This window comes from Klebsiella sp. RC2, assembly GCF_014192815.1.
Classification (GTDB): Bacteria; Pseudomonadota; Gammaproteobacteria; order Enterobacterales; family Enterobacteriaceae; genus Klebsiella; species Klebsiella variicola.
This window is the reverse complement of record NZ_JACHYL010000010.1, coordinates 94798-107807: the sequence shown is the minus strand read 5'-3', so window position 1 is coordinate 107807 and position 13010 is coordinate 94798. Positions and strand designations below refer to the sequence as shown.

Sequence of the window (13010 nt, the reverse complement as noted above, 5' to 3'; positions counted from 1 at the left end):
CACTCCCGAAGACAACGATTGGATGAACGTCCTGTTCCCCGGCTGCAAACGAGGCGTCCTGCCCGTAAAACGCCCTCCGCAAAAGCGGAGGGCTAACGGCAACCTTACTCGCCCTGCTCGGCGACCGGAGCTTCCGGCGCTGCGGCAGACGGAGTCTGTTCAGTTGCTTCTTTGATGCTCAGACGAACACGGCCCTGGCGGTCAACTTCCAGAACCTTAACCGGCACTTCCTGACCCATCTGCAGGTAATCAGTCACTTTCTCAACGCGCTTATCAGCGATCTGCGAGATGTGAACCAGACCTTCTTTACCGCCGCCGATGGCAACGAACGCGCCAAAGTCAACGATACGGGTCACTTTACCATTGTAGATGCGGCCAACTTCGATCTCAGCGGTGATCTCTTCGATACGACGGATAGCATGCTGTGCTTTATCGCCGTCGGTCGCTGCGATCTTCACGGTACCGTCATCTTCGATTTCGATGGTGGTGCCGGTTTCTTCGGTCAGGGCACGGATAACAGAACCGCCTTTACCGATAACGTCTTTGATCTTGTCCGGGTTGATCTTGATGGTGTGGATACGCGGTGCGAATTCAGAGATATCGCCGCGCGGCGCGTTAATCGCCTGCTCCATCACGCCCAGGATGTGCAGACGCGCACCTTTAGCCTGGTTCAGAGCAACCTGCATGATTTCTTTGGTGATACCTTCAATTTTGATATCCATCTGCAGCGCAGAGATACCGTCGCGGGAACCCGCAACTTTGAAGTCCATATCGCCAAGGTGGTCTTCGTCACCCAGGATGTCAGACAGAACGACGAAGTTGTCGCCTTCTTTCACCAGACCCATTGCGATACCCGCAACGGCGGCTTTCACCGGCACACCCGCATCCATCAGCGCCAGAGAGGCGCCACAGACGGAGGCCATGGAAGAAGAACCGTTGGATTCGGTGATTTCAGACACCACGCGAACGGTGTACGGGAATTCGTCGATAGTCGGCATCACGGCCAATACGCCGCGCTTAGCCAGACGACCGTGACCGATTTCACGACGCTTCGGAGAACCCACCATGCCAGTTTCGCCTACGGAGTACGGAGGGAAGTTGTAGTGGAACAGGAAGGAGTCGGTGCGCTCGCCCATCAGTTCGTCGATGTTCTGCGCGTCGCGTGCGGTACCCAGAGTCGCGGTAACCAGCGCCTGCGTTTCGCCACGGGTGAACAGTGCGGAACCGTGAGTACGCGGCAGTACGCCGGTACGAACGTCCAGACCACGGATCATGTCTTTTTCGCGGCCATCGATACGCGGCTCGCCTGCCAGTACGCGGCTACGAACCACGTTTTTCTCGATGGCGTGCAGGATTTCACCCAGCTCGTTAGCGTCCAGGGTTTCATCTTCTGCTACCAGCGTGGCGATGGTTTCAGATTTGATCACGTCAACCTGAGCGTAACGCTCTTGTTTGTCGGTGATACGGTAAGCATCGCTCAGGCGGGATTCAGCCAGCGCAGCCACGCGCGCGTTCAGCGCTTCGTTGACGGCTTCCGGCTGCCAGTCCCAACGCGGTTTACCGGCTTCTTTCACCAGGTCGTTGATGTTCTGAATAACAATCTGCTGCTGCTCGTGGCCGAAGACCACCGCGCCCAGCATCTGGTCTTCGCTCAGCAGTTCAGCCTCGGATTCAACCATCAGCACGGCCGCTTCAGTACCGGCAACCACCAGATCCAGTTTGCTGGACTTCAGTTCTTCCTGGGTTGGGTTCAGTACGTACTGGTCGTTGATGTAACCCACGCGCGCGGCGCCGATTGGGCCATTGAACGGAATACCAGACAGGGACAGCGCAGCGGAAGCGCCGATCATCGCGACGATATCCGGGTTAACCTGCGGGTTAACGGAAACGACGGTGGCGATAACCTGAACTTCGTTAACGAAGCCTTCCGGGAACAGCGGGCGAACCGGGCGGTCAATCAGACGCGCGATCAGGGTTTCGCCTTCGCTTGGACGGCCTTCACGACGGAAGAAACCACCCGGGATTTTACCGGCAGCGTAAGTACGCTCCTGGTAGTTAACAGTTAGCGGGAAAAAGTCCTGGCCTGGCTTCGCTTTTTTCTGACCCACAACGGTCACGAATACCGCGGTGTCATCCATGCTAACCATCACAGCGGCCGTTGCCTGGCGCGCCATCATGCCGGTTTCCAGGGTTACGGTATGCTGGCCGTACTGGAATTTACGAACGATCGGATTAAGCAAAATTCTATCCTTTTTATCTATAAATCACGCCATATCAAAGATATAGCGTCTATTGACCCGATCCTCTGCATCCTCGCGACTAATGACAACCTTTACCCGCCCCTGCGGATGAAGCCTCTCATTAGCCGCGCGAACCTCTGCATGAAGATCATTACTAGCAACAATACATGAGTTTTGAATGAATTGCTGCCGCCCGGTCGAAAAAAGGGGCCGTCAGGCCCCTTTTTCTGAAACTCGCAGAATTAGCGACGCAGACCCAGACGCTCGATCAGCGCAGCGTAACGTGCAACATCTTTACGTTTCAGGTAGTCGAGCAGTTTACGACGCTGAGAAACCATGCGCAGCAGACCACGACGGCTGTGGTGATCTTTTTTGTGCTCTGCAAAGTGGCCCTGCAGGTGGTTGATCTGTGCAGTCAGCAGTGCAACCTGAACTTCGGTAGAACCGCTGTCGTTTTCGCCACGACCAAACTCAGAAACGATTTTTGCTTTAGCTTCAACGCTTAGAGACATTTTAGAACTCCAAAAATTAAAAGAAAGAAAGGGTGCCGATCTCTAATTCAGCGACCCCTGATGCAACGCCCGAAAATGTTAAAACACTTTAGCGGACGTTAAGCGGCGATATTCTACTCGTAGCAGGCTTTTATCGCAAGAAAAGCGCTTACGCCGGGTATTCCACCACCAGACGACGCGGCGCCACGCGGCCTTCATCGTCAATTTCGCCCATGCCGAGAAACTTGCCGGATTCGTTTTCCATCACCCGCACCAGCCCGTTAAGCGGCGCGCCTGACTGACGAACCGGGTTACCGTTTTTAAAGTAAACCGCGGAGGTCTCCGGAATCGCCACCAGCGGATAGTCCGATGCCGGGCTGTCCATCGGCATCAGCAGCGGATCAAGCAGCTGCGCGGCAGGAATATCCTGCGCTGCCGCCTGATCGACCAGCGCCTGCAGCTGCTCGAGGGTCACCATCCGCTCAACCGGGTATTTGCTCACCGCCAGGCGACGCAGGAAAATCACGTGCGCGCCGCAGCCGAGCTTTTCACCTAAATCATCGATAATCGTCCGGATGTAGGTGCCTTTCGAGCAGTGGATCTCCAGCTCCAGTTCATCGCCTTCATGGCGAATAAACAGCAGCTCATAGACCGTAATCGGCCGGGCTTCACGCGGGACCTCAATGCCCTGACGAGCATACTCGTACAGCTTCTTGCCCTGATACTTCAGCGCCGAGTACATCGACGGTACCTGCTGCGTCTCGCCGCGGAAACTATCCAGCGCCGCCGCCAGCTGCTCGTCGCTAAAGGTTAGCGGACGCTCTTCCACCACCTGACCGTCGGCATCGGAGGTATCCGTGCGCTGGCCCAGTTTGGCGATCACGCGATAACGCTTATCGGAGTCCAGCAGATACTGGGAAAACTTGGTCGCTTCGCCAAGACACACTGGCAGCATACCGGTCGCCAGCGGATCCAGCGCGCCGGTGTGGCCAGCGCGGTTGGCGTTATAAATACGCTTTACTTTCTGCAGCACATCGTTGCTGGAAGCGCCCTGAGGCTTGTCCAGCAACAATACGCCGTGCACGTCGCGGCCGCGACGACGAGGACGACTCATCAGTCCTCCTTGCTGTCGTCCGGGTTCACACGACGTTCATCGTCGTGTTTCACCACGCTGGTGACCAGGTTGGACATACGCATCCCTTCCACCAGCGAGTTGTCGTAGAAGAAAGTCAGTTCCGGCACGATACGCAGACGCATCGCTTTACCCAGCAGGGAGCGGATAAAACCAGAAGCTTCCTGCAGCGCTTTGATGCCCGCTTTCACCGCGGCTTCATCTTTGTCGTTGAGGAAGGTGACATACACCTTGGCATAGGCCAGGTCACGGGACATTTCCACACCGGAAACGGTGGTCATCATACCCAGACGCGGATCTTTGATTTCACGTTGCAGGATGATGGCAATCTCTTTTTGCATCTCCTGGGCCACACGCTGCGGGCGACCAAATTCTTTCGCCATAATAAGTTCTCCAGAATAAAGACAAAAAAGGGGCCAAAAGCCCCTTTTTAAAATGATTGCCGGGTGGCGCTTCGCTTCCCCGGCTGCTTAGCCATCAAATGATTAATCGATGCTACGCTGGATTTCGATGATTTCGAACACTTCGATCATATCGCCAACGCGAACGTCGTTGTAGTTCTTCACACCGATACCACATTCCATGCCGTTACGGACTTCGTTAACGTCATCTTTGAAGCGGCGCAGGGATTCCAGCTCGCCTTCATAGATAACCACGTTGTCGCGCAGGACGCGGATTGGGTTGTGACGTTTGATCGTCCCTTCGGTAACCATACAGCCCGCGATGGCGCCGAATTTCGGCGATTTGAACACATCACGCACTTCAGCCAGACCGATGATCTGCTGTTTCAGTTCCGGAGACAGCATGCCGCTCATCGCCGCTTTCACTTCGTCGATCAGGTTATAGATGACGGAGTAATAACGCAGATCCAGGCTTTCCGCTTCGATAACTTTACGCGCAGAGGCATCGGCACGAACGTTGAAGCCAACCAGAATCGCGTTGGATGCTGCTGCCAGGGTCGCGTCGGTTTCGGTGATACCACCTACGCCGGAACCGATGATCTTCACTTTCACTTCGTCGGTAGACAGTTTCAGTAAGGAATCGGAAATCGCTTCGACAGAACCCTGTACGTCCGCTTTCAGCACGATGTTCACTTCGTGAACTTCGCCTTCGGTCATGTTAGCGAACATGTTTTCCAGCTTAGATTTCTGCTGACGCGCGAGCTTAACTTCACGGAATTTGCCCTGACGATACAGTGCCACTTCACGCGCTTTTTTCTCGTCACGAACCACAGTCACTTCATCACCCGCAGCCGGCACACCGGACAGACCGAGGATTTCCACCGGAATGGACGGACCCGCTTCCAGCACTTCGCGACCCAGTTCGTCACGCATCGCACGCACGCGGCCATATTCAAAGCCACACAGGACAATATCGCCCTTATGCAGAGTACCTTCGCGAACCAGAACGGTAGCCACCGGGCCACGACCTTTATCGAGGAAGGACTCGATGACCGCGCCGCTCGCCATACCGTTACGTACAGCTTTCAGTTCGAGAACTTCAGCCTGCAGCAGAATCGCGTCCAGCAGGTCGTCGATGCCGGTACCGGCTTTCGCGGAAACGTGGACGAACTGGCTCTCGCCGCCCCACTCTTCCGGCAGGATGCCGTACTGGGACAGTTCATTCTTCACGCGATCCGGATCAGCTTCTGGCTTATCGATTTTGTTCACCGCAACCACCACCGGTACCTGCGCCGCTTTAGCGTGCTGGATAGCTTCGATGGTCTGCGGCATCACGCCGTCGTCTGCCGCCACCACCAGAACCACGATATCCGTCGCCTGCGCACCACGAGCACGCATGGAGGTAAACGCGGCGTGGCCCGGGGTGTCCAGGAAGGTGATCATGCCGTTGTCGGTTTCTACGTGGTAAGCACCGATGTGCTGGGTAATACCACCCGCTTCGCCGGAGGCAACCTTAGTAGAACGAATATAGTCCAGCAGCGAGGTTTTACCGTGGTCAACGTGACCCATGATGGTCACGACCGGTGCGCGCGGTTCAGCCGCAGCGCCGGTGTCACGGTCGCTCATTACCGCTTCTTCCAGTTCGTTTTCACGACGCAGGATAACTTTGTGGCCCATCTCTTCGGCAACCAGCTGCGCGGTTTCCTGGTCGATGACCTGGTTAATGGTCGCCATGGCGCCCAGTTTCATCATCGCTTTGATGACCTGAGAACCTTTCACCGCCATCTTGTTAGCCAGTTCACCAACGGTGATGGTTTCGCCGATGATAACGTCACGGTTAACGGCCTGCGCCGGCTTCTGGAAGCCCTGCTGCAGAGCGGAACCTTTACGGTGCTTACCGCCTTTACCGCCGCGAACGGCCGCACGGGCTTCTTCACGATCAGCTTTGGATTCAGCGTGTTTGTTGCCTTTCTTCGCCGGACGCGCCGCTTTGCTGCTACGGCTACGGCCGCGACCGCCTTCAACTTCACGATCGTTATCATCTTCAGCCTGACGAGCATGCTGTGACGTAGTGACGTGATAGTCGCTGCTATCTTCCGGGCTGTCTGAGGTTTCAGACCAATTTTTTTCGTTTTCTTCTGCCATACGGCGTGCTTCTTCCGCTACACGGCGCGCTTCTTCTTCAAGTTTGCGGCGTGCTTCTTCTTCCGATTTGCGCTTCAGTTCCGCGGCTTCGTTCTCACGGCGGATCTTTTCAGCCTGGGCGGTTTTGGTCATTTCGTCGGTATGTTGATTGCTCACTTTGTCTTTTTCCGCAGCTTCACGTTTCGCTTTATCAGCGACTTCACGTTTAGCTTGTTCTGCGGCCTCACGTTCAGCTTTTAATTGCGCCTCGCGTTTCGCTGCTTCTTCAGCTTCACGACGGGCCTGCTCTTCCGCTTCACGCTGCGCCTGCTCTTCCGCGGCCAGACGTTCAGCCTCTTGCGGATCGCGTTTCACAAAGGTGCGTTTCTTGCGGACTTCGATTTGTACCGATTTACTCTTTCCACCGGTACCTGGAATATTCAACGTGCTGCGGGTTTTACGCTGCAACGTCAGCTTGTCGGGCGCCGAGCCGTGTTCACGGTTCAGGTGCGTCAACAAAGTTTGTTTCTCTTGCGCGGTCACAGAATCATCAGCCGATTTGCGGATGCCTGCGTCAGCAAATTGCTGTATCAGGCGATCCACAGAGGTCTGAATCTCTGAGGCCAGCGCTTTAATAGTCACATCTGTCATGCTGTTCCTTCCTGCTACAGTTTATTACGCTTCGTCGCCGAACCAACAAATGTTGCGAGCGGCCATGATGAGCTCGCCAGCTTTCTCGTCGGTCATCCCTTCGATATCAGCCAGGTCATCAACGCCCTGCTCGGCGAGATCTTCCAGCGTACAAACACCACGGGCAGCCAGTTTGAATGCCAAGGCACGATCCAGACCTTCCAGATTCAACAGATCATCGGCAGGTTTGTTATCTCCCAGGCTTTCTTCCTGAGCCAGCGCCAGCGTAGTCAGTGCGTTTTTCGCACGCTCACGAAGTGCTTCAACGGTGGCTTCATCCAGACCGTCGATTTCCAGCAGTTCTTTCATCGGCACATAGGCCAGCTCTTCCAGCGAGGAGAAGCCTTCTTCAACCAGCACTGTCGCGAAATCTTCATCAATATCGAGATATTTGGTGAAGGTATCGATAGCGGCATGCGCTTCCGCCTGGTGCTTAGCCTGCAGGTCGTCAACGGTCATCACGTTGAGTTCCCAGCCGCTGAGCTGCGAAGCCAGACGAACGTTCTGACCGTTACGGCCAATCGCCTGCGCCAGGTTGCCCGCTTCTACCGCGATATCCATGGTGTGTTTATCTTCATCCACCACGATAGACGCGACGTCTGCCGGCGCCATGGCGTTGATCACGAACTGCGCCGGGTTATCATCCCACAGGACGATATCGATGCGTTCGCCGCCCAGCTCAGTAGAGACGGCCTGCACGCGCGCACCGCGCATACCGACGCAAGCGCCAACCGGGTCGATGCGCTTGTCGTTGGTTTTCACCGCGATTTTGGCACGAGAGCCCGGATCGCGAGCCGCCGCTTTGATCTCCAGCACTTCTTCACCGATTTCCGGCACTTCAATGCGGAACAATTCGATCAGCATCTCAGGTTTGGAACGGGTCACGAACAGCTGGGCGCCACGCGCTTCCGGACGGACAGCGTACAGTACGCCGCGGATGCGGTCGCCCGGACGGAAGTTTTCACGCGGCAGCATATCTTCACGCAGGATCACGGCTTCAGCGTTGTTGCCCAGATCCAGGGTGATGTTGTCGCGGTTCACTTTTTTCACCACGCCGGTGATGATCTCACCTTCGTGCTCGCGGAACTGATCGACCACCATCGCGCGCTCGGCTTCGCGGACTTTCTGCACGATAACCTGTTTAGCGGTCTGCGTGGTGATACGGTCGAAGGTAACAGATTCAATCTGATCTTCGACATAGTCGCCGACGTTCATGCTTTCATCTTCGTAACGCGCTGCTTCCAGCGTGATCTCGCGCGTCGGCTGAGTCACCTCTTCAACAACCAGCCAGCGACGGAAGGTGTCGAAATCGCCGCTCTTACGGTCGATTTCTACGCGAACGTCGATCTCTTGTTCGTATTTTTTCTTGGTGGCCGTTGCCAGCGCGCTTTCCAGCGCTTCGAAAATTTTCTCGCGCGGCAGCGCTTTTTCGTTGGAAACGGCTTCAACAACAGCCAAAATTTCTTTGTTCATCGGGGCCTTTCACCTCAATCCAGACTGTTAAAAGTGGGGAACCAGGTTCGCCTTCTGGATGTTACTCAGCGCGAACACTTCATCTTTGCCTTCGACGGTTACCGTGATCATTTCACCGTCTACCGCTTTGATAATGCCCTGCCATTTGCGACGGTTCTGAACCGCCATGCGCAGCACCAGCGCAACTTCTTCGCCAGTGAAACGTTGGTAGTGTTCGGCGGTGAACATCGGACGGTCGAGACCAGGCGAAGAGACTTCCAGGTTGTAAGCGACAGTGATCGGGTCTTCAACATCCATGACGGCGCTTACCTGGTGGCTCACATCAGCACAATCATCAACGTTGATGCCATCTTCACTATCAATATAGATGCGCAGTGTGGATGTGCGACCGCGAATAAATTCGATGCCGACCAGCTCAAAGCCAAGCGCTTCAACCGGCGCTGTGAGCATCTCTGTCAATTTTTGCTCTAATGTGGACAAACCCACCCCCAAGACATAAAAAAAGGGCGTATAGCCCAGTTATTCTGAAGTCAGATAACAAAAAACCCCGATAAATCGGGGCTTTAGATAACTGAACCCTGAGATCGCCATGGCGATCTGGAACACCTTCCGCAAGAATTCTTTCAAATTCGGCTACGAAGGACACTTAGTCCTCACAGTATATTTGAAAAAGTACTTAATGGGAAAGTGGTTGCGGGGGCCGGATTTGAACCGACGACCTTCGGGTTATGAGCCCGACGAGCTACCAGGCTGCTCCACCCCGCGCCTGAAACGTGGCATATTTTACTCTTATTGAGCAAAAGACGCAAATACTGCTGGGATTTGGTACCGAAGACGGGACATAAAATCGGGGTGAATTGTATCGGCAATTAGTATATTTTGTCAACATGCTTTTTATCGCCCCCGATTGCCGTTTGTGCTGGTATTTCAGGCTTTTTTAGCAAAAAGATGATGAAGCCCTTCCTGTCGCCAGTAAAAGATGGTTAAATGAATACTCACAATTAATGCATAAAAATGCAGTTAAGGTTGTTGAGTCGAACTCACCACAGTCTATCGAGCAGGGTTTTATTTTATGACGACGATTCTCAAGCATCTCCCGGTTGGTCAACGTATTGGTATCGCTTTCTCTGGTGGACTGGATACCAGCGCCGCGCTGTTATGGATGCGCAAAAAAGGCGCCGTGCCTTATGCATATACCGCTAACCTGGGTCAACCGGACGAAGACGACTACGATGCTATTCCGCGCCGCGCGAAAGAGTATGGCGCTGAAGGTGCCCGTCTGATCGACTGCCGCAAACAGCTGGTCGCAGAAGGGATCGCGGCGATTCAGTGTGGCGCTTTCCATAACACCACCGGTGGGTTGACCTACTTCAACACCACGCCGCTGGGCCGCGCGGTCACCGGCACCATGCTGGTGGCGGCAATGAAAGAAGATGGCGTCAACATCTGGGGCGATGGCAGCACCTATAAAGGCAACGATATCGAACGTTTCTATCGTTACGGCCTGCTGACCAATGCTGAACTGCAGATTTACAAGCCGTGGCTGGACAGTGATTTCATCGATGAGCTCGGCGGCCGGCACGAAATGTCCGAATTTATGATCGCCTGCGGCTTTGACTACAAGATGTCGGTTGAAAAAGCCTATTCCACTGACTCCAACATGCTCGGCGCGACGCACGAAGCGAAAGACCTCGAATTCCTCAATTCCAGCGTGAAAATCGTCAACCCGATTATGGGCGTGAAGTTCTGGGACGAAAACGTGAAGATCCCAGCGGAAGAGGTAACCGTACGCTTTGAGCAAGGCCATCCGGTGGCGCTGAATGGCAAAACCTTCGCTGACGACGTCGAGATGATGCTGGAAGCCAACCGCATCGGCGGCCGCCACGGTCTGGGGATGAGCGATCAGATTGAAAACCGCATTATCGAAGCGAAAAGCCGCGGTATTTATGAAGCCCCCGGGATGGCGCTGCTGCATATCGCCTACGAGCGTCTGCTGACCGGTATCCATAACGAAGACACAATCGAGCAATACCACGCCCACGGTCGTCAGTTGGGCCGCCTGCTGTATCAGGGACGCTGGTTCGATTCCCAGGCGCTGATGCTGCGTGATTCTCTGCAACGCTGGGTCGCGAGCCAGATCACTGGAGAAGTTACCCTTGAGCTGCGTCGCGGTAACGACTACTCGATCCTCAATACCGTTTCAGACAACCTGACCTATAAAGCAGAGCGTCTGACCATGGAAAAAGGCGATTCCATGTTTACCGCCGAAGACCGTATCGGTCAGCTGACCATGCGTAATCTGGATATTACCGATACCCGCGAGAAGCTGTTCGGCTATGCCCAGTCAGGCCTGCTGAGCGCCTCCTCGGCAACCGGTTTACCGCAGGTTGAGAATCTGGAAAACAAAGGCAAATAATCGCCTGACGATGTTTGCTCCCCGCCGGCGGCCCTCCGCCGGCTTTTTATTTTTTGTTCCCTGTCAGCGCCAGAAAAATTGAAAAGAGGCATTTTTTCCTTATCGCCCGGTCAGCAAAATTGTTGACTATAATAGCCTCAATTGATTAATTCATATCTGGTGATAAACATCATGAATATTAAACCGCCGATCAGGCCGCAAAAGGCCATTGACCGACTGATCGATGTGCTTGAGCCACACGCGACGCCCGTTAACGCGATCGCCAGAAAAAGACTCACCTGGGAATATAAAGGCAAAACCCAGCTCTTTATTTTTAAAAAAGGCGAGCTATCGATTATTCGGAATTCCGACAAGCTATTGATGGTGACCGTCTATGAGCCCCACCTTTTCGGCGTGGCGGAAATGCTACAGCCCAGCCGCAGCCATAGCCTGCGAGCGGAAGTCTCTTCCGAACTGCTACGCATCGACTATGACCTGGCTTCCGCGCTCTTTCGTCAGCATAACCTGTGGGAGGAGGTGACCAGCCTGCTGGCCTATCATACTTCTTACCTGGTATATCGTGACGATCTGGTCCTGCAACAGCGAACCTATTCAGTGATCCGTAACCATCTGCTGGAAATGATGCTATTAACCGCAGAGACCCGACTGCGCGTGTCTATTCTTGAATATATTCAGGACAGGACCCACCTGTCGCGCAGCAGTATTCTCAATGTCTTGTCAGCATTAAAGAAAGGCGGTTATATTGCTTTCGCCCGCGGCGGTTATTTGCAAAGCATCACCTCACTTCCTGAAAAATTTTGACCGCGTCAGTCACCTTTATTTGTTGTTACTCGCCTCAATGTTGAAAATGTTTAAATTTAAATTAATAAACGCTAACGGTAAAAAAAGAAAAATTTTATGCTGAGCACCTGAATTTACCGGCGGACAACATGTCCCTGGGCTCGACCAGCAGGCAACCACTCACGGCGTTAACCGCCGGGCCTGCACCGGCTCAGGATATGCCCCGGAAATCGGCCAGGCGTGAGCAGCGGTAGCGGGAGTTGACCCCCTCGCCTGCCGTCTGCAGCGACCATAACGATGAGATCCAAGAACCCGTTAATTTTGCCCGAACGCCCGTATCGGGCTTTTTTTTATCTGAAGGAATTCAACAATGAAGTCGATTACTCCAAAATTGGTTGCCGTGATGATCGCCATGGAGGCCAGCAGCGCCGTCTGCGCATCCGTTAACCTGCATGGTGAAGCCGGAGCCGAGTTCACCAATCTGTCCGCCAGCTTTGGCGCCGGGGAACCGGGTATGACGTTCAATACCCAGTGGGCTCACAGCGACAATGACGGGGACAGCGTAGGGCTGGGAATGGGCTACAACTTTAACCTTGGACCTTTTCTGATGACGCTGGGCGGTAAAGGCGTCTATCTGAATCCCAAAGATGGTAATGAAGGCTACGCCATCGCCGCTGGCGGCGGCGCGGAGCTGCCCCTCGGCCAGTACTTCACGCTCTTCGGTGAGGGGTATTACTCGCCGGACTCAATGTCCAGCGGCGTCGATGATTATGTGGAGGCCAATGCCGGATTACGTATTAACGTACTCCCGTCTCTGAATATCGAAGCAGGCTATCGTTATATCGATATGGCGGGGAAAGATGGCAATCGCGACAACACCCTTGCCGACGGGGCCTATGCCGGGGTTAACTTCCGCTTTTAATCCTTACACAGGGATTGCTGTCCGGCAGTCCCTGTCTTCTCTCAGCTGGCCAACGGCACGCTTTTCAGCACGCGGTTAATCTCCTGCAGACCGGCAACATTATTCTCTTTACGGTAAACATCATTCATGGACGCCATCTGCTCCAGGCGGGTCAGGGCGCCATACACCTGGTACGCCTCACTATGTCTGTCAAACACATCGCGGCGCTCCACATCCTGCAAATAATGACTTTTCAACGAATGGTTAAGGCGACCAATCAGTGCCGTATTGTCCTGGAAATAGCGCGTCACCGCCTGGGCATTATTCGCTGTAGCCCCAGGCTCACTGTGCGATACCGGTAC

11 protein-coding genes and 1 tRNA gene are annotated in these 13010 nt (G+C 54.4%); 3 read left to right on the top strand and 9 right to left on the bottom strand.

What is annotated here, in order from left to right; translation table 11 throughout:
• Window positions 1-104: 104 nt before the first annotated feature.
• The 8 genes from pnp to FHW76_RS24625 form a co-directional block, all read right to left on the bottom strand.
• On the bottom strand, window positions 105-2240 hold the full coding sequence (pnp, locus tag FHW76_RS24660; RefSeq protein WP_008806626.1) for a polyribonucleotide nucleotidyltransferase: 2136 nt from the start codon (window positions 2238-2240) through the stop codon (window positions 105-107).
• A 242-nt stretch (window positions 2241-2482) separates the two neighbouring features.
• Window positions 2483-2752 carry a 30S ribosomal protein S15 gene (rpsO, locus tag FHW76_RS24655; RefSeq protein WP_012540479.1) on the bottom strand — a complete coding sequence of 90 codons (270 nt, stop codon included), beginning with the start codon at window positions 2750-2752 and terminating at the stop codon, window positions 2483-2485.
• A gap of 148 nt (window positions 2753-2900) precedes the next feature.
• Entirely contained in the window at window positions 2901-3845 is a 945-nt protein-coding gene (gene truB, locus FHW76_RS24650; protein ID WP_008806628.1) for a tRNA pseudouridine(55) synthase TruB, read from the bottom strand.
• Complete coding sequence (gene rbfA, locus FHW76_RS24645) at window positions 3845-4246, bottom strand: 30S ribosome-binding factor RbfA (RefSeq protein ID WP_002918248.1); 402 nt, start codon at window positions 4244-4246, stop codon at window positions 3845-3847. The genes truB and rbfA overlap by 1 nt, the downstream gene beginning before the upstream one ends.
• Window positions 4247-4348: 102 nt before the next feature.
• The gene (gene infB / locus FHW76_RS24640; RefSeq protein WP_008806629.1) at window positions 4349-7039 is read right to left on the bottom strand and encodes a translation initiation factor IF-2; all 2691 of its coding nucleotides are present in this window, start codon (window positions 7037-7039) and stop codon (window positions 4349-4351) included.
• Window positions 7040-7063: 24 nt separating this feature from the next.
• Window positions 7064-8551, bottom strand: a complete 1488-nt coding sequence (nusA, locus tag FHW76_RS24635; RefSeq protein ID WP_008806630.1) for a transcription termination factor NusA — start codon at window positions 8549-8551, stop codon at window positions 7064-7066.
• Window positions 8552-8578: 27 nt separating this feature from the next.
• The gene (rimP, locus tag FHW76_RS24630) at window positions 8579-9031 is read right to left on the bottom strand and encodes a ribosome maturation factor RimP (RefSeq protein WP_002918364.1); all 453 of its coding nucleotides are present in this window, start codon (window positions 9029-9031) and stop codon (window positions 8579-8581) included.
• A 208-nt stretch (window positions 9032-9239) separates the two neighbouring features.
• A tRNA-Met gene (locus FHW76_RS24625) sits at window positions 9240-9316 on the bottom strand.
• Between the two features lie 307 nt (window positions 9317-9623).
• On the opposite strand from FHW76_RS24625, the gene argG reads away from it, so the two are divergent.
• From argG to FHW76_RS24610, 3 genes are all read left to right on the top strand, one after another.
• A complete protein-coding gene (argG, locus tag FHW76_RS24620) occupies window positions 9624-10967 on the top strand; it encodes an argininosuccinate synthase (protein WP_008806631.1) in 1344 nt (447 codons plus the stop codon).
• A gap of 171 nt (window positions 10968-11138) precedes the next feature.
• The gene (locus FHW76_RS24615; RefSeq protein WP_012540476.1) at window positions 11139-11768 is read left to right on the top strand and encodes a winged helix-turn-helix transcriptional regulator; all 630 of its coding nucleotides are present in this window, start codon (window positions 11139-11141) and stop codon (window positions 11766-11768) included.
• A gap of 349 nt (window positions 11769-12117) precedes the next feature.
• Window positions 12118-12669: a YfaZ family outer membrane protein gene (locus FHW76_RS24610; RefSeq protein ID WP_183477060.1), complete on the top strand. Its 552-nt coding sequence runs from the start codon at window positions 12118-12120 to the stop codon at window positions 12667-12669.
• A gap of 41 nt (window positions 12670-12710) precedes the next feature.
• Here FHW76_RS24610 and FHW76_RS24605 read toward each other — a convergent pair whose 3' ends face one another.
• Window positions 12711-12959: a hypothetical protein gene (locus FHW76_RS24605; protein WP_165454103.1), complete on the bottom strand. Its 249-nt coding sequence runs from the start codon at window positions 12957-12959 to the stop codon at window positions 12711-12713.
• Between the last annotated feature and the right edge of the window lie 51 nt (window positions 12960-13010).

Bases quoted from the DNA above. Each gene is read 5' to 3' on its own strand.
- rpsO (WP_012540479.1), bottom strand. From the start codon at position 2,752: ATGTCTCTAAGCGTTGAAGCTAAAGCAAAAATCGTTTCTGAGTTTGGT.
- truB (WP_008806628.1), bottom strand. From the start codon at position 3,845: ATGAGTCGTCCTCGTCGTCGCGGCCGCGACGTGCACGGCGTATTGTTG.
- rbfA (WP_002918248.1), bottom strand. From the start codon at position 4,246: ATGGCGAAAGAATTTGGTCGCCCGCAGCGTGTGGCCCAGGAGATGCAA.
- infB (WP_008806629.1), bottom strand. From the start codon at position 7,039: ATGACAGATGTGACTATTAAAGCGCTGGCCTCAGAGATTCAGACCTCT.
- nusA (WP_008806630.1), bottom strand. From the start codon at position 8,551: ATGAACAAAGAAATTTTGGCTGTTGTTGAAGCCGTTTCCAACGAAAAA.
- argG (WP_008806631.1), top strand. From the start codon at position 9,624: ATGACGACGATTCTCAAGCATCTCCCGGTTGGTCAACGTATTGGTATC.
- FHW76_RS24615 (WP_012540476.1), top strand. From the start codon at position 11,139: ATGAATATTAAACCGCCGATCAGGCCGCAAAAGGCCATTGACCGACTG.
- FHW76_RS24610 (WP_183477060.1), top strand. From the start codon at position 12,118: ATGAAGTCGATTACTCCAAAATTGGTTGCCGTGATGATCGCCATGGAG.